Origin of the sequence: Streptomyces sp. NPDC004609 (genome assembly GCF_042873655.1) — a bacterium.
Classification (GTDB): domain Bacteria; phylum Actinomycetota; class Actinomycetes; order Streptomycetales; family Streptomycetaceae; genus Streptomyces.
On record NZ_JBIALS010000020.1, the window covers coordinates 13,282 to 29,542 of the forward strand.

The window sequence follows — 16,261 nt, forward strand, 5'->3', positions numbered from 1 at the left end:
GGACCGCAAACAGACCCGGCCGATCGAACCTCGGTCAGGGCCGGTCGCTCACCGGACGCACGGCGCCCGCGGTCACCGGACGGGACCGTTCGGATCGTTCGCCGTCCAAGGGCCCGTTTCCCCGGCCGCCCGGATCCGGCCACCCGCTCGTCGCACCACTCGCCGCTCGGAGCGACCGCTTGCCGAGGACCGGGGCGAGCCGACTGTCACCCGGCTTCCGGATGGGTTCGTATACGCCCCACAGCCCCCCGCAGCACAGCGACCCGATCCCCAGTGACCCGTACCCGCCATCCACGACTCCGCGCGAAAGGGTGTTGGCCATGCCGACGGCGACCGTGACCGCTTCCTCGACCACCGACGAGCGGGCCATCGCGGACCTGCAACGCGAACACGGCCCCGCGCTGCTGAGCTTCCTCCAGGGCCTGACCTACGGGGACCAGCAGCGCGCCGAGGATCTGCTCCAGGAGACGCTCGTACGCGCCTGGCAGCACCCCGAGGCGTTCGCCGCCCCGTACGAGTCGATGCGGCCCTGGCTCTTCACCGTCGGCCGCCGCCTCGCGATCGACGCCCGCCGCTCCCGGCTCGCCCGGCCCACCGAGATCGGGGACAGCGTGCTCGCCACCACCCCCGACCCCTCGGACATCACCGAGACGGCGGTCGCGGCGCTGGATGTGCGCGCGGCGGTCGGGTCGCTGAGCCCCGACCACCGGGCGGTGCTGGACCGGCTCTACTTCCAGGGGCTGAGCGTGAACGAGGCGGCGCGGTCCCTCGGCATACCTCCCGGCACGGTCAAGTCCCGCTCGTACTACGCGCTGCGTGCCCTCGCCCGCTGTCTCCCCGGCTATGCCCGCCCCCGCCGGGCGGCGGCCTGAGCCACCGGCTCCCTCCCCCGTCACGCCCCACGGCACACGGCCCCTGCTCCTCCCCCGCCCCCAGGGCTGATCACCGGACGATCACGCGCGTCCCGGACGTCCCGCCGGTATCCCCGCCCCCCTGTGGCCACGGCGATCGGGCCGCAGTATGCGAAACGTCACGGTGAAGTTGAGTAAAGACGGGCGCGCGGCCGTGTCACTCGGTGGAGGCTCGTCTCCGAGTCGACACGCAGTCGTCCGGAAGAAGGTGGGAAGGTGCAGCCCGAGAGCACGAACGGCACCAGCGGAGAAGCGCTGGCAATCCCCATGGCGTGGCTCTGCGCCGAGTACATCGCCGACGAGATGCTCCGCACGGGCGCTCTCGTGGAGAACGGCACGCTGGAGTACCGGGCGGGCCGGGAAACACTGGCACTGACCATCTATCTGTGCGACAGCTCCGACGAACTCGCCGGCGCACGGGCGGTGGCCCGGATAGAGGAGTGGCTGAACCTCACCTCGTACGGCCATCCCTGGCCGGAGTGGGTCCGGGAGCGGCTGGCCGCCCGTGAGGAACGCGAGCGCGGACTCGGCGGCAGACCGGACCCGGATCTGGCGCTGGCGAGGGACTCCTGGAGATGGCTGCGGCAGACCGAGCTCCTCGCCGCCGACCTGGGCGACTCCGAACCGTGGCACCCCGCCAACCCGCTGGACATGATCGTGGACGAGGGCGAGCAGATATGGACGCCTGCCTGGCAGATGGGGCTGCCCCTGAGCCATCTGGCGATCCATCTCTTCTGAGCCGCTCCCGCGGCTCTCCTGCCCACGGTGCGGCCGGACTCGCGCGCGGGCCCTGCCCCGGGCCGCCGACCGGCACGGCCGGGGGGCCTGCCCGGACATCACCCGCGAGCCCGCACGGCTGTGCTCCGGTGATCGTGCCCCGGACGGATCGTGATCGATCCGCCCACCCGCGCAGCCGTGACCGTGCGGCCGCGGGCGGCACCCCGGCGATCCGCCCGCCCGGAAGCACCTCGTCGGCAGGCATCGGCCGGGTGTCCGCCGTGATTGTGCGGGACTCACGAGCGCCCTGGCGCCGGAGTGCCTTGCGCGTCCCCCTTCTCCTGCCCATGGTGCGGCCGTCGTGCGGTCGGCAGACCCCGCTCCCCGTGCCGGTGCCCGTTCCCCGTGCGGGGACGTGGCCCGCGGACATCCCCCCGCGCCCGCGCCCGCGCCCCGATCACCCCGGGGGCGACGGGCGGATCAGCAGACCGCGTTCAAGAGCGACCACCACCGCGTGCGTACGGTCGCTGACGTCCAGCTTGGCGAACACCCGCAGGAGATGGGTCTTGACCGTGGCCTCCGCGATGACCAGCCGCCTGCCGATCTCCGCATTGGACAGACCGTCCGCGACACCGCCCAGCACCTCGGCCTCGCGGGCCGTCAGCGGAATCGGGGCGGGCTGCCGCATCCTGGCCACCAGGCGTTCGGCGACCCGGGGGGCGAGCACGGTCTCGCCCCGGGCGGCGGCGCGGATCGCGTCGCTCAGCTGCTCCTGCGTCGTGTCCTTGAGCAGATAGCCGATGGCGCCCGCCTCGACCGCGCGCTCGATCTCGGCGTCGGTGTCGTACGTGGTGAGGATCAGGACCCGGGTCGGCGCGGGCCCGGCCACGATACGGGCGGTGGCGTCGGCCCCGTCCATCACGGGCATCCGGAGGTCCAGCAGCGCCACATCGGGCAGGAGCCGTTCGGTGAGGTCGACGGCCTCGCGGCCGTTGTCGGCCTCCCCGACGATCTCGATGCCGGGATCGGACGCGAGCAGGGCGGCGACCCCCGCGCGCATCACCGTGTGGTCGTCGGCGAGGACGATGCGCAGCACGCGCTCCACCGGACTGTTCGTCGGCATCTCACACCTGCCCGTGGTCGGGAATCACGGCGAGGACGAGCGTCCCGTCGCCGATCGAACTGGTGACGGTGAGCTCGCCGCCGAGTTCGGCCAGGCGCTTGCGCATACCGTCGAGGCCGAACCCCCGGGATTCCTCCACGACGAACCCGCTCCCGTCATCGGTGACTTCGAGTTCGACGCCGTACGAGCGGCGGGCGAGGACCACGCCGACCGTGGAGGCGCCCGCGTGCTTGCGGACGTTGGCGAGCGACTCCTGGAGGCAGCGCAGCAGGGCGATCCGGGTCGGCTGGTCGCAGCTGACCTCCCCCAGTTCCGTGTTCAGCGTGATCCCGGTGTCCTCGGCGAACCGGTCCAGAACGCGGCGCAGGGTCAGCGACACCGGGCCCTGGGTGAGGCCGCCGCGCGGCGCGGAGCCCACGAGCACCCGGGCCTCGGCGAAGTTCTCCCGTGCCGTCTGCTCGATCGACCGCAGTTGCTGCGCGCTCCGCCCGGGATCGGACTCCAGGGCGGTACGGGCGGCCTCGGCCAGGACGACGATCGAGGCGAACCCCTGGGCCAGGGTGTCGTGGATCTCCCGGGCGAGGCGCTCGCGCTCCTCGGTGGCTCCCTGCTCGCGCTGCGCCTTTGCCTCGATCCGGGCCAGGCTTCGCCGCGCGCCGGCGAGTTCGGCCGCCAGTCGGTGGGCGCGGGCCTCGCTCTGCGCCGTCAGCCCCTGGAAGGCGAGGCCGAGCAGGACGCTTCCCGCGAACCCGAGCGGGACGGCGACGACGTTGCCCGAGGTCAGCTCCGCGGCCCAGCCGTCCGGTCCGGCGCGCAGCAGATCCCCCGCCACCACCAGCCCGGCGGCCAGGCCGCTGAAGCCGATCGCGGCGGACGGACCTGTCGCGTAGATCCAGAAGTGCGGCTGGGAGAACACATACAGGGCCGCCCCGCCGCCCATCAGATACGACACCCCGCCCAAGCCCAGGGCGAGGACGTACAGATGGCCGCGCCGCCCGAGCAGCCACTGGCCCGGGAAGAGGGCGGTCAGGGCGTAGCTGAGGCTGATGACGCCCAGCAGCATGAGCACGCCCGCCCTCGTGGCCCCGGGGTCGTCCGCCGTCGCGATGGCCGGCGGCACCAGGCCGCACAGGACCCACAGGACCGCGTTCCAGCGGTGGAGCACGGGCGTTCCCGTCACGGTGCCGTAGCGCGGTCCCTCGTCCATGCCCGTCAGCCTACGGTGACCGTGCGCCGGCGCTCCGGATCCGGGGCGGCCGGGCGGCTTCGGATCCGTGAGGGCCACCAGACTCTGTCGCCGAGGAGCAGCATCAGCGCGGGCAGGATCACGATCCGGATGACGAAGGCGTCGATGATCACCGCCACGGTGAGGCTGAAGCCGATCTGCTTCATCTCGATCAGATGCAGGGCGGCGAAGCTCGCGAACACCGTCACCATCACGAAGGCGGCACTCGTCACCACCCCGGCGGAGCTGCCGATGCCGTCGAGGACCGCCCGCCGGGTCGGGGCACCGTGCCGGACGGTCTCCCTGATCCGGCTGATCACGAACACCTGGTAGTCCATCGACAGGCCGAACAGGATCACGAACAGGAACAGGGGGACCCGGGAGCCGATCGAGCCGGTGGAGGTGAAATCGAGCAGCCCCTCGGCCCAGGTGCCCTGGAAGGTGAGGACGAGCACCCCGAGCGAGGCGGCGGCCGACAGCAGATTGAGCACCACGCCGATCAGACCGAGCACCACGGACCGGAACGCCCACACCGTCATGCCGAAGGTCACCAGCAGCAAGGTGCCGATGATCAGCGGCAGTTTGCGCTTCTGGTGCGCGGGATAGTCGGCGTACCGTGCCACGTCTCCCGTGACCGCGCTCTCCGCGCCGCTCACAGCCCCCACCGTCCCCGGCAGATGGACCGTACGGACCCGGTCGAGCGAGCGCCGGGCCTCGGCGGTACTCACATGGTGCGGCACCGGCAGCTGTACCAGGGTGATCCGGCGGTCCGGGGAGGTCACGGGTGCCCCGGCCCCCGTGGAGGTCCGATCGGCCTGTGCACGGTCGGCGAGTTCGCGCAGCGCGGCCGCCACGTCACCGGCCCGGTCCGGCTCGGCCCGCACGACGACCTGGTGCATGGCCTTCAGTTCCGGGTAGGCCGCGTTCAGCCGGTCGAACGTCTGCATCACGGGGACGGTGCGGGAGTGGGTCTCACGGCCCATGTCGGTGAGACGGAGTCCCAGCAGGGGGGCGGAGAGCGCGAGCAGCGTGAGGGTGCCGGCGGCGAGGGTGGCGGCGGGCCGGCGGGCGACGCCGCGCAGGAGGGCCCCGGTGACACCACCGCCGGTGCGGTCCTTCCGGGGCTTCCCGGCCCCGGGGCGCCGCGCGGGCCGGCCCTCCGCCCGGCGCCGGGCCCGGCGCTCGGCTCGTGCGCCCAGCACGGCGAGCAGCGCGGGCAGTACGGTCAGCGAGCTGACGACGGCGACCAGGGTCACCACGACGGTGCCCGTGGCGATGGACGAGAAGATGACGTCGTCGGCCAGGTAGAGGGTGGCGCCGGAGGCGGCGACGGCGAGCCCGGAGACGACGACGGCCCGCCCCGAGGTGGCCGCGGCCAACTCCACCGCGGCATGCGGGCTGAGCCGGCCGCCTGCGCGCGCCCGTTCCTCCCGCTCGCGCTTGAGATAGAAGAGGGTGTAGTCGACACCGACGGCTAGGCCGATCAGCAGGATCACATTGGTGCCGACCCCGGCGTCCGGGAAGGCGTGCGAGGCCAGCATCGACAGTCCCACGGCCGAGACGATGGAGGTCAGCGCGAGCACCAGCGGCACCACGGCCATGGCGAAGGAGCGGAACACGAGCAGCAGGGTCAGCAGGGTGACCGGCAGCGCGATCATCTCCGTGCGGGCGAGGTCGTCACCGCGCAGCTTGTCGACGCCCTTGCCGATGGACGGGCCGCCGACCTCCTCCACCCGCACCCTGGGGTGGGCCTTCTGCACCTCGGCGGTTCGGGCCAGCAGCGGATCGACATGCTTCTTTCCGTCGAGCTCGGGCCCCTTCATCGTCACGTCGATCCGCAGGGCCGTTCCGTCCCGCGACGGGACGGGGGAGCCCACGGAGCGGACTTCGGGCAGCCGCTTCATCCGTTCGGTGATGTCCCGGGCAGCGGCGCCGGCGGCCTCGGTGTCCAGCGGTCCGGTCCCGGGCTTCGCGGTGATCAGGACACGCTCCAGCGGCCGTTGCTGCAGACCGCCCTCGGCCGCCATGGCCTCCGCACGGCCCGCCTCGCCGACCCGGTAGTCCTCGGACGTGGCCGGGTTTCCGCCGACGGCGAGCCCGGCCCCGAGGCACAGGGCCACGAAGACGAACCATCCGGCGATCGCGCGCCAGGGGTGCCGGGCGCTCCAGCGTGCCGTTCTCACAGGGAAGTTCTTCATGCCGACCATGCTGGTCGGCGGCACCCCGCCGCCATGAGGCTCGACCGGTTGGACTTCGGGTCCACCGACCGGTGGACGCGACGGTGCCCGCGGGGGCGTGGCGGCCCCGGGCCCGGCGTCGGGACGGGCCCCGGCGGCGGGACGGACCCGCCCCCTGGCGAGGTGTCCGGCTGCAGCGGGGCGGGCCCGGTCCGGGAGAGTTCGCCCCGAACCGGCGGCGCACCTCGGCGCGGGCGCTCAGGAGGGGCCGGAGGGTCCCCGGCCCGGTGACGAGTGCACTCCGGCGCGGTACTTGGGCACCCGGACCGTGATCTTCATGCCCGCGCCGACACCCGTTTCGATGACGAGCCCGTGATCGTCCCCGTACACCTGGCGCAGCCGTTCGTCCACGTTGGACAGACCGATCCCGGCGGAGGCCGGGCGCTCTCCCGCGAGTATGCGCCGCAGCTCGGCCGGGTCCATGCCCACGCCGTCGTCCTCGATCGTCACCATGGCCTCGGCCCCCGCGTCCTGCGCCGCGATGGTGATCCGGCACGCGCCCGTGGAGTCCTCCAGGCCGTGCTTGACGGCGTTCTCGACGAGCGGCTGGAGACAGAGGAACGGCAGTGCCACCGGCAGGACCTCGGGCGCGACCTGAAGGGTGACCTTGAGCCGGTCGCCGAAGCGGGCCCCGGCGAGCGCCAGATACTGCTCGATCGAGCGCAGTTCGTCGGCGAGCTGGGTGAACTCCCCGTGGCGCCTGAAGGAGTAGCGGGTGAAGTCGGCGAACTCCAGCAGCAGTTCGCGTGCCCGCTCGGGGTCGGTGCGGACGAAGGAGGCGATCGCGGCCAGCGAGTTGAAGATGAAGTGCGGGGAGATCTGGGCCCGCAGGGCACGGATCTCCGCCTCGATCAGCCGGGTCCTGGAGCGGTCGAGTTCCGCCAGTTCCAGCTGTACGGAGACCCAGCGGGCCACCTCGGTCGCCGCCCGCACCAGCACGGCCGACTCCCGCGAGCCATAGGCGACGAGTGCGCCGAGCACCCCTTCCTCGCCGGTCAGCGGCGCGATCACGGCCCAGCGCAGCGGGCACTCCAGGTCCTCGCACGCCGTGTGCACACTCTGGCTGCGGCCGGAGTCCAGCATCTCGGCGACGCGGACCATCACCCGTTGTTCGTGGTGGTCCGCCCCGGGGCCGTCCCAGGCGAGCACGGACTCGCGGTCGGTGAGGCACAGCGCCTCGGTGCCGAGCAGGGAGCGCAGCCGCCGAGCGGCCTTGCGGGCGGTGTCCTCGGTGAGGCCGACCCGCAGCGGGGGTGCGGCGAGGGAAGCGGTGTGGAGGGTGTGGAAGGTGGCGCGTTCGACGGGTGTCCCGAGATCGAGGTCGGACCGGGCGCCGCGCCGCTCGGTGAAGCGGCCGAGCGCGATCCCCGCCATGAGGAGGAGCACTCCGGCAGCGGCCAGCGCCGCCGTTCCCGTACCGGTCATCGCTCCGCTCCTTCGGGTCCGGGCCGCCCGGTGAGGTCCTCCGGCAGATGCAGCCGGGCCAGGATCGCGGCGGTCGCGGCGGGTATGTGGCGCGGGGTCGCCAGGGACACCAGCACCATGGTGAGGAAGCCGAGCGGCACCGACCAGACGGCGGGCCAGGCCATCAGGGTGTGCCCCCAGCCCTCGGGCGCCAGCCCGGCGCGGGTCGCCATCACCGCGGTGAGCGCCGAGCCCCCGCCGACGACGAGACCCGCGGCGGCGCCCGGCGGGGTGAGCCCGCGCCACCAGATCCCGAGGACGAGCAGCGGGCAGAACGAGGACGCGGAGACGGCGAAGGCGAGCCCGACCGCGTCGGCGACCGGAACGTGGGTGGCGACCACGCTCAGGGCCAGCGGCACGGTCATCGCGAGCAGCGTCGCCAGCCGGAAGTGCCGCACCCCGCGCGAGGGCAGCACGTCCTGCGAGATGACCCCGGCGACGGACATGGTCAGCCCCGACGCGGTGGACAGGAACGCGGCGAACGCCCCTCCCGCGAGCAGCGCGCCGAGCAGGTCTCCCGCCGTTCCGCCGAGCATCCGTTCCGGGAGCACCAGGACGGCGGCGTCCGCGTCCCCGGTGAGGGCGAGTTCGGGGGCATAGATCCGGCCGAGCGCGCCGTAGACCGGGGGCAGGAGGTAGAACGCTCCGATCAGTCCGAGGACCACCAGGGTGGTGCGGCGGGCGGCGCGCCCGTCGGGGCTGGTGTAGAAGCGGACGGCGACGTGCGGCAGGCCCATCGTGCCGAGGAAGGTGGCGAGGATCAGCCCGTAGGTGGCGTACAGGTGGTAGCCGTCACGGCCGCCGGACAGCGGCTGCGACCAGCTCGACGGGTCCGTGCCGGAGGAGGCGCGCTCGGGTACCCGCGCGCCCTCGGGGAGCCCGAGGCTCGTTCCCCGCGCCACCCGGTGCGTGCCCTCGCCGAGGGTGACCGTGCTCCCCCGGTACGCGGTGCCGTCGATCTCCCCGTCGACGGTGAGGGTCAGGGGCTCGTCCAGCCGGATCCGTACGGTGTCGTCGATGCGTACGTCGGTGTGCTCGCGCAGGACCGCGGGCGCGTCGAAGTCCGCGCGCGGGGCGTCGGCAGCGGCCCACGCGGCGGCCAGGAACAGGGCGGGCACGAGCAGGGCGGTGAGCTTGAGCCAGTACTGGAACGCCTGGACGAAGGTGATGCTCCGCATCCCGCCCGCCGCGACCGCGCCCGTGACGACGAACGCGACGACCACCCCGCCCACCCAGCCCGGCGCCCCGGTGAGGATCTCCAGGGTGAGTCCCGCGCCCTGGAGCTGGGGCAGCAGATAGAGCCAGCCGATGCCGACGACGAAGAGGCTGGCGAGCCTGCGCACGGCGGCCGATTCGAGGCGCGCCTCGGCGAAGTCCGAGAGGGTGTACGCGCCCGAGCGGCGCAGCGGGGCCGCGACCAGGACCAGCAGGACGAGATAGCCGGCGGTGTAGCCGACGGGGTACCAGAGCATGTCCGGGCCCTGGAGGAGCACCAGTCCGGCGATGCCGAGGAAGGAGGCGGCGGAGAGGTATTCGCCGCTGATCGCGGCGGCGTTGAGGCCGGGGTTGACGGTGCGGGAGGCGACGTAGAAGTCGGAGGTCGTCCGGGATATCCGCAGTCCGAGCCCGCCGATGAGGACGGTGGCGAGGACCACGGCGGTGACGGCGGTGACCGCGTACGCCTGGTTCACCGGGTGCCGCCCAAGTGCAGGGGCGCGGGCAAGGGTCAGCGACCTTCCAGCAGCCTGGTGAAGTCCTCCTCGTTGCGCTCCGCCCGGCGGACGTACCGGCGGGCCGTCAGCCACAGGACGGGATAGACCGCCACACCGAGCACCGACCACACGAAGGGCTCCGGCGAGGGCGAGGATCCGTCGAGGGCGGTGGGCAGCGCGAAGAGCAGCGGGAGGGTGCCGACGAGGAGGGCGAGGGTGCCGAGTGCCCTCAGCGCGGTCCTCAGCTGGCTGCGCATCAGGGAGCGTACGTAGGTGGCGCCGAGCGTGGTCTGCTCGCTGATCTCGGAGCGGGCGGGGGCGTGGCCGGGGGCCCGCCGTGCGGCGCGCGGCACACCGGTGACCACCTCACGGCGAGGTCGTTGCTCTGCAGACATCGTCGTCCGCTCTCTCGGGGAGGGCTCGGGAGGTTGGGAGTCTACGCAGGAGCGATTACCGGCGGTAGACGCGGGCGGGCCGGCGTCGGGAGACCGGCCCGGGGGCGGGGCGGTGGCCACGGCCGGCGCCCCGGGGGTCGGGCAGCACGGCAGGCGCCCCGGGGGCGGTCGGCCCCGGGTGGGGCGCGCGGCCGGTCCGGGTCCGGGCGGTCAGCCGTTGACCCGGCGCATCAGGAGGTCACGGAGCTGGCGCGCGTGGCGGCGGCTGACGGCGAGCTCCGCCGTGCCCACCCGCACGGTGGTGGCACCGGCGTCCAGGCGGAGTTCGTCGATCCGGTCGAGGGCGACGAGATGGCTGCGGTGGACGCGTACGAAACCGCGTGCCGCCCAGCGCTCCTCCAGGGTGGAGAGCGGGATACGGACCAGATGACTGCCGTCCTCGGTGTGCAGCCGGGCGTAGTCGCCCTGGGCCTCGACATAGGCGATGTCACCGATCGGGATGAACCGGGTGACACCGCCCAGTTCCACCGGGATCTGCTCGGCGACGGTGCTCGGCACCGGGGTGGTCCCCGACGTCCGCGAGGAGTCGGTACGGCGGGGCTCGCGCGCGGTGAGGACCTGGTCGCGGACCCGGCGTACGGCTTCGGCGAGCCGTTCCCTGCGCACCGGTTTGAGGACGTAGTCCACGGCCTTGAGGTCGAACGCCTGGACGGCGAACCCCTCGTGGGCGGTGACGAACACGATCAGCGGCGGGCGGGCGAACCGCGCCAGCAAGCGGGCCACGTCCAGGCCGGTGAGTCCCGCCATGTGGATGTCGAGGAAGACGACGTCGATGCCGCCGTCGCCGCCGGGTGCCGCGTCCAGGGCACGGCTGATGCGGCGCAGGGCCTCGGTGGCGTCGGTGGCTCCTTCGGCGCTGGTGACCCGGGGGTCGGAGCGCAGGAGGTAGAGGAGTTCCTCAAGCGCCGGTCTCTCGTCGTCGACGGCCAGTGCGCGCAGCATGCTGCGGAGTGTAGGCGCGCCCGGACCGGCGGGCCACGGTGCCCGCCCGCGCGGAACGGGAGGGGAGGGGACGGCTTTCGGCCCCGACCGGGAACACGGGATCGCGGAAGAGGGGTCACCCACCCAACCGCCCGGCAGGTTGAGTGCGTGGACGTGGCCCTCGAAGAACGCCTCCTGCCCAGCAGAGGCGAAGAGGCTTCTCCGCACTTCGCTCCGACGAGTGGAGCCTGAGCGCAGAGCCGCCCCGGTCCAGCCCGGGTGGGCTGGACCGGGGCGCATGAGGGCTCCGGGAAGCACCGCGCCCGGGTCACACGGTCTTGATGGCGCCTCCGTCGATGATGTGGTCCGCCCCGGTGGTACTGCCGGCTCGGGGCGAGGCGAGGTAGGCAACGAGGGCGGCGACCTCGTCGGGGCTGACGAGCCTGCCGGTGACCATGCCCATAGCGGTCGGGAGATGGGCCAGGAGCTGTTCCTGTTCCATGCCCATCGTCTTGGCCAGCTCGGCTCCGTAGCCGTCGGGGCTTTCCCACATGTCCGTGCGGACGGGACCGGGCGAGACGGTGTTGACGCGGACGCCCTGGGGGCCGAACTCCTCGGCCAGCGCCTTGCCGAACGCGGTCAGTGCGGCCTTGGCGGTGGTGTAGGTCATAGGGCCCGCATGCGGGGTCCTGGCTCCGTTGGAGGAGATGTTGACGACGGCGCCGCGGCTGCCGGTGAGGTGAGGCAGCGCGGCCCGGGTAGTCCGGACCGCGGCGAGGAAATTCAGGTCGAACGCGTCGTACCACTGCTGGTCGGTGAAGGTGAGGAAACCGCCCGTCCGGCCCTCCCCGGCGTCGCCGCCGCCGACGTTGTTGACCAGGACGTCCAGCCCGCCGAGCTCGGCTTCGGCCTGGGCGACGAGCCGGGCAGGGCCGTCGGCTTGCGAAAGGTCCACGGACACGCCGATCGCCCCGGTGGCCTTGAGCTCGGGTGTGATCGTCCGGGCCGCCGCCACCACCCGCATACCCTCACCCACCAGAGCGGAGACGATGGCCAGGCCGATCCCCCGGCTCGCGCCGGTCACGACAGCGGCCTTGTCGGTCAGCTGCAGGTCCATGGAGCACTCCTACTCAGAGATGAGCCTTCTTCGATGCGAAAACCCTAGAACCTGCGACATCAATGTCGCAAGTTTCGGAGGAATAGCGACTATCCCGTACTCTCTTCTCGAAGAGTCAGGGAGAGGGAGCCTCGTGGATCGGAAGAGTCAGCAGCGGCCGCTGCGCGCGGACGCGGAGCGGACCGTGAGGGCAATCCTGGAAGCCGCCGAGCGTGTCCTCAGCTCCAATCCGGCGGCCACGATGGAGCAGATCGCGGAGGCGGCAGGCGTCGCTCGGACGACCGTGCACCGCCGGTTCACCAGCCGCGAGGCCCTGGTGGACGCCCTGACAGCCTGGGCCACGCGGCAGTTCCACGAAGCCGTGACGAGCGCCCATCCCGACAGCGCTCCACCACTGGTCGCCCTCTACCAAGCGACCGCCAACGTCCTGCGGGTCAAGATCGGGTGGGGGTTCGCCATGAGCAGGACCACACCGGAGGACCCCGACGTGGCACGAGCCCATGCCGATGTGCTCGCTCAGTGCGACCGCCTGTTCCAGCGCGCACTGGAAGCCGGCGTGCTCCGCCCCGACACTGACCTGGCGTGGGCTCGCCGCGTCTATTACGCCCTCATTCACGAGGCCGCCCGGAATCGCTCGGACGAAGCCGACGATGTCGATGAACTGGCAACCCTCGTGGTCGACACGTTGTTGCGCGGCGTGGGTCGGCAGGGCAGCTTCCTCAGCCCTTGACGAGTTCTCCGGACTTCACACCCCGATGAGCCGGGGCAGGGTGGCAGCGGTGGTCGCCTCCACACCGCCGACCCGTGCCACCACCATCACGGTCACGTCGCGGAAATCGACCTCCGCCTCAGCTCCGGGCTTGTGGGTCTGCGGGACGAACGCCTCCACCACACCTCGGCCGGCCCGGAGCCGGATCTCCTCACGGCGCGTGGCCGCGGACCATCTGATCCGCGCCGTGCTCGTCCAGCGGCCGCTCGACGATCCGCTTCACCGTGTGGCGCTGCTTGTGCGGCGTTGATCTCTTGTCGTCCGCAAAGTTGAGCACAAACCGGCCGGGGTCCGTATTCAACGGCGACCGAAGGCAAGGGACGCGGTAGCGCACATGAGGAATCGAGGACGTCATGAGCATCCAGCAGCGGCACGAGGACGTGGCCGCCTATGCGCTGGGCGTCCTGGAGCCGGGGGACGCGTTCCTCTTCGAGGAGCATCTCGCGGACTGCGTGATTTGCACAGTACAGCTTTCCGAATTCGGTCCGCCGGCCTCCGCGCTGTCCGATCTGGCGGCCATGGGGGTGGCCGACACCCGTCCGTCGGCGGTGCTGCTGGAACGGCTGGCCGACGAGGTCACGCTGATACGGCGGCGGAGCCGCAGGCGGCGCCTGCGGCTGATCGTGGCCGCCGCCGCGCTGATCGTCGCGCTGCCCTCGGCGGCGCTCGCCGCCGGGTCCTTCGGCGGGAGCCCGGACGGCCGGGCGGGCGCGGTCACGGCCAGGAACACGGCCACGGGTGTCACCGCGTCCGCTGTGGTGGAGGACCGGCCCTGGGGCACGGCGGTCGCGATGCGGCTCAGCGGGCTCGAAGGGCCCGCCGCCTGCCGGCTGATCGCCGTCGGCAGGGACGGGATCGAGCATCCGGTGCTCAGCTGGAAGGTCCCGGGCGCCGGTTACGGCGGCGAGCCGCGCGGCGGCACGGCGCTCGACATCGAGGGCGGTACCGATGTGCCGAGCGGTGAGATCGCCCGGTGGGAGGTGCGGACCTTCGGGGGAAGGACCCTGGTCGTCCTGAAGGGCTGACACCGCGCGCCGGTGCGCCCGCCGGTCACTTCAGGAGCCGGGACAGCCGTCGGTCGGCGAGCGGTTTGCCGCCGGTCTGGCAGGTGGGGCAGTACTGGAGCGAGGAGTCGCTGAACGACACCTCGCGGATGGTGTCCCCGCAGACCGGGCAGGGCTCACCGGTGCGCCCGTGGACCCGCAGTCCGCTCTTCTTCTCGGCCTTGAGCCTGCCGGCGGCGACCCCGCGCGAGCGCTCGACGGCCTCGCCGAGGGTGGTCCGCAGGGCCTCGTACAGCGCGGTGATCTCCTCGTCGCCGATGTTGTGCACGGGCTTGAACGGGGACATCTTCGCGGCGTGCAGGATCTCGTCGCTGTACGCGTTGCCGATCCCCGCGATCAGGCTCTGGTCGCGCAGCGCGCCCTTGATCTGCCGCCGTTCCCCGGCGAGCAGCGCGGCGAACGTGTCCCGGTCGAATCCGTCGGCGAGCGGGTCCGGGCCGAGACGGGCGACACCGGGCACCTCGGCCGCGTCCCGGACCAGATGCACGGCGAGCCGCTTGGTGGTGCCCGCCTCCGTGAGGTCGAACCCGCTTCCGGACGCGAGGACCGTACGGAGCGCGAGGGGGCCCTTGCCCGGCCTCGGCGGGGCCGCCGGGAACCCGTCCTTCCAGCGGAGCCAGCCCGCGCGCGCGAGATGGATCACGAGGTGCAGTCCCCCGGCAGTGATGTCCAGCCACTTGCCGTGCCGGTCCACGGCGGTGACCGTGGCGCCCTCGACCGCACTGAGCGGAGGGTCGTACGTCTTGAGGACGCTGATCGCCAGCGGGAGGACCCGGGCGATCTCCTGTCCCTTCAGATGGGCGTCCAGAAAATCTCGCAATGATTCCACTTCGGGCATCTCCGGCATGCGTCCAGCCTGCCCCAGCCGCGCCCCCTTCGCAGGTCGGGGCCCCTCCGCCGCCCTCCGCCCGTCGCCTGCCGCCCTCCACCGCCCGGGCCCGGGCCCACCGGGCTGCCGAACCGGTGCCGGGCCGCCAACGGTTGGTTCGCCCTCGGGTAGGACGCCCTCGGGCGCCTGACGGGCCGCAAGGCGGCACCCCGCCGGTGGTGTCCCCGGGCAGGCCGGGCCCGGGGCTATCTCGCCAGGCCCGTGAGCTCGGACAGTTCCTCGCCGACGCCCCACGCGAGCCGCCCCACGTCCGGTACCGCCAACCCGTCCGCGACCAGGCCCACATGCACCTGTCCGCCGTAGGTCGTCAGCGCCACGGCCAGCGACTGCCCGCGCGCGAGGGGCGCCATCGGATAGATCTCCCGCAGCGGGCAGCCGCCGAACGACAGCGCCGAGCGCGGCAGCGGCACGCTCGTGACCAGCACGTCGAAGAGCATTCTCGCGGCGCCCCCGGCGAGCGGCGCCCCGAAGCGGTGGGCCAGCGGCGGCAGCTGGTCCGCGAGGACCGCCAGCGCGCCCGCGCCCTTCATCGGGCCCGCCGCCTTGTTGCGGTGCATCGACACGCGCACCGCGTCCAGCCGGGCGCGCGGATCCGGCTCGGCGACGGGCAGTTCGAGGAGGTACGCGGAGAGCTTGTTCCCGGAGCCGGGCGGACTGCCGGGCCTGCGGCGGGAGACGGGCACCAGTGCCCGGGGCCCGCTCGGGGGCAGATCGTCGCCGCGTTCGGAGAGCCAGCGCCGCAGCCCGCCCGCGACGACGGCGAGGAGCACGTCGTTCGAGGTGCCGCCCACCGCCTTGCGGACGAGCTGCACCTCCTCCAGGTCGAGTACGGCGGTCGCGAGCCGGCGTGTCCCGCTGGAGCCCGCCGACAGGGAGGGCAGCCCGCGCGGGTCGAAGCGGCTGGCCCGTACGACGGACGCGCCGACCCCGACGGCACGTCCCAGGTCGTCGATACGGTCACGGGCGAAGCCGAGAATACGGCCGGGGTCGGCGAACCAGGGCCGGTCGGGCGCGGGCCCGGCGCGCCGGGTCCGTACCCCGCGGAGATCGGCGATCTCGTCGAAGATGCCCGCTCCGATCGCGACCGCGCGCATCCCGTCCGCGAGGGCGTGGTGGAGCTTGACGAGGACGGCGAAGGAGCCGCCAGGGGAGCCGGTGAGAAGGTACATCTCCCACGGCGGAAGCCCTCGTTCGAGGGGGCTTTCCATGAGTTCACCGGCGATCGCGATGACCTCGGCGGCGAAGTCGGGGCCGCCGGCGAGGCGCAGCCTGCGGACGTGCCGCCGCACGTCGAAGTCCTTGTCGGCGGCCCAGGCGGCTCCGCCGACGGGCAGCAGGACGTCCCGCACCCGCATCCGGAGCCGGCGGATCGCGGCGGCGCGCGTGGCGAGGAGGTCCAGGACGCCGTCGTCGTCGAGGCCCGAGTCCTCGTCGGGGGCGGAGAAGAAGGCGAGCGCGCCGAGATGCATCGGATGACCGGCTGACTCAAGGTGCCAGAACGCCAGGTCGAGTGGGGCGAGTCGCTCGCTGCTCACGGTGTCCTCATGTCCTAGAAGGCCAGGGAATGCGCAGTCAAGCGCCTTCGGTCGGTTACGGTCAACTGCGATCAGTTCACGGACAGTTAAACCCGGATCATCGGCGTTCGCCCGGTGTGGCG

16 protein-coding genes are annotated in these 16,261 nt (G+C 72.8%); 4 read left to right on the forward strand and 12 right to left on the reverse strand.

The annotated features are described in order from the left end of the window. Nucleotides 1–320: 320 nt before the first annotated feature. Both ACFYT4_RS20425 and ACFYT4_RS20430 read left to right on the forward strand, forming a co-directional pair. The gene (locus ACFYT4_RS20425) at nt 321–872 is read left to right on the forward strand and encodes a sigma-70 family RNA polymerase sigma factor (protein WP_389270547.1); all 552 of its coding nucleotides are present in this window, start codon (nt 321–323) and stop codon (nt 870–872) included. A 255-nt stretch (nt 873–1,127) separates the two neighbouring features. Next, a complete protein-coding gene (locus tag ACFYT4_RS20430) occupies nt 1,128–1,649 on the forward strand; it encodes a hypothetical protein (protein ID WP_389270550.1) in 522 nt (173 codons plus the stop codon). Between the two features lie 436 nt (nt 1,650–2,085). Here ACFYT4_RS20430 and ACFYT4_RS20435 read toward each other — a convergent pair whose 3' ends face one another. The 8 genes from ACFYT4_RS20435 to ACFYT4_RS20470 all read right to left on the reverse strand — a co-directional run bounded on the left by ACFYT4_RS20435 (nt 2,086) and on the right by ACFYT4_RS20470 (nt 11,882). Then, the gene (locus ACFYT4_RS20435) at nt 2,086–2,751 is read right to left on the reverse strand and encodes a response regulator (RefSeq protein WP_389270553.1); all 666 of its coding nucleotides are present in this window, start codon (nt 2,749–2,751) and stop codon (nt 2,086–2,088) included. Nucleotide 2,752: 1 nt separating this feature from the next. Further along, nucleotides 2,753–3,958, reverse strand: a complete 1,206-nt coding sequence (locus tag ACFYT4_RS20440; RefSeq protein WP_389270556.1) for a sensor histidine kinase — start codon at nt 3,956–3,958, stop codon at nt 2,753–2,755. Nucleotides 3,959–3,963: 5 nt separating this feature from the next. Then, a complete protein-coding gene (locus ACFYT4_RS20445; RefSeq protein WP_389270559.1) occupies nt 3,964–6,174 on the reverse strand; it encodes an MMPL family transporter in 2,211 nt (736 codons plus the stop codon). A 237-nt stretch (nt 6,175–6,411) separates the two neighbouring features. Continuing rightward, the gene (locus ACFYT4_RS20450) at nt 6,412–7,638 is read right to left on the reverse strand and encodes a sensor histidine kinase (protein ID WP_389270562.1); all 1,227 of its coding nucleotides are present in this window, start codon (nt 7,636–7,638) and stop codon (nt 6,412–6,414) included. Next, nucleotides 7,635–9,368, reverse strand: a complete 1,734-nt coding sequence (locus tag ACFYT4_RS20455) for a cation acetate symporter (RefSeq protein ID WP_389270565.1) — start codon at nt 9,366–9,368, stop codon at nt 7,635–7,637. The genes ACFYT4_RS20450 and ACFYT4_RS20455 overlap by 4 nt, the downstream gene beginning before the upstream one ends. A 35-nt stretch (nt 9,369–9,403) precedes the next feature. Beyond that, the gene (locus ACFYT4_RS20460; RefSeq protein WP_389270568.1) at nt 9,404–9,784 is read right to left on the reverse strand and encodes a hypothetical protein; all 381 of its coding nucleotides are present in this window, start codon (nt 9,782–9,784) and stop codon (nt 9,404–9,406) included. 210 nt (nt 9,785–9,994) lie between these two features. Continuing rightward, nucleotides 9,995–10,786, reverse strand: coding sequence for a LytR/AlgR family response regulator transcription factor (locus tag ACFYT4_RS20465; protein WP_389270571.1), 792 nt, complete (start codon nt 10,784–10,786; stop codon nt 9,995–9,997). A 307-nt stretch (nt 10,787–11,093) separates the two neighbouring features. Continuing rightward, nucleotides 11,094–11,882 (reverse strand): SDR family oxidoreductase, encoded by a 789-nt coding sequence (locus ACFYT4_RS20470; protein WP_389270575.1) that lies wholly within the window; start codon nt 11,880–11,882, stop codon nt 11,094–11,096. Nucleotides 11,883–12,015: 133 nt separating this feature from the next. Between ACFYT4_RS20470 and ACFYT4_RS20475 the strand changes: the two genes are divergently transcribed. After that, nucleotides 12,016–12,612: a TetR/AcrR family transcriptional regulator gene (locus ACFYT4_RS20475; RefSeq protein ID WP_389270578.1), complete on the forward strand. Its 597-nt coding sequence runs from the start codon at nt 12,016–12,018 to the stop codon at nt 12,610–12,612. A 15-nt stretch (nt 12,613–12,627) separates the two neighbouring features. On the opposite strand, the gene ACFYT4_RS20480 is transcribed toward ACFYT4_RS20475, so the two are convergent. Then, the gene (locus tag ACFYT4_RS20480) at nt 12,628–12,771 is read right to left on the reverse strand and encodes a hypothetical protein (protein ID WP_389270581.1); all 144 of its coding nucleotides are present in this window, start codon (nt 12,769–12,771) and stop codon (nt 12,628–12,630) included. A 31-nt stretch (nt 12,772–12,802) separates the two neighbouring features. Beyond that, on the reverse strand, nt 12,803–12,928 hold the full coding sequence (locus ACFYT4_RS20485) for a hypothetical protein (RefSeq protein ID WP_389270584.1): 126 nt from the start codon (nt 12,926–12,928) through the stop codon (nt 12,803–12,805). A 76-nt stretch (nt 12,929–13,004) separates the two neighbouring features. Here ACFYT4_RS20485 and ACFYT4_RS20490 point away from each other — a divergent pair, with 76 nt between their 5' ends. Further along, the gene (locus ACFYT4_RS20490) at nt 13,005–13,676 is read left to right on the forward strand and encodes a zf-HC2 domain-containing protein (protein WP_389270586.1); all 672 of its coding nucleotides are present in this window, start codon (nt 13,005–13,007) and stop codon (nt 13,674–13,676) included. A 25-nt stretch (nt 13,677–13,701) separates the two neighbouring features. Here the strand turns inward: ACFYT4_RS20490 and ACFYT4_RS20495 are convergent, their stop codons facing one another. Together ACFYT4_RS20495 and ACFYT4_RS20500 are read right to left on the reverse strand one after the other, a co-directional pair. Further along, nucleotides 13,702–14,562, reverse strand: a complete 861-nt coding sequence (locus ACFYT4_RS20495; protein WP_389270589.1) for an Fpg/Nei family DNA glycosylase — start codon at nt 14,560–14,562, stop codon at nt 13,702–13,704. Between the two features lie 227 nt (nt 14,563–14,789). Further along, nucleotides 14,790–16,139: a wax ester/triacylglycerol synthase family O-acyltransferase gene (locus ACFYT4_RS20500; RefSeq protein WP_389270592.1), complete on the reverse strand. Its 1,350-nt coding sequence runs from the start codon at nt 16,137–16,139 to the stop codon at nt 14,790–14,792. Nucleotides 16,140–16,261: the final 122 nt, after the last annotated feature.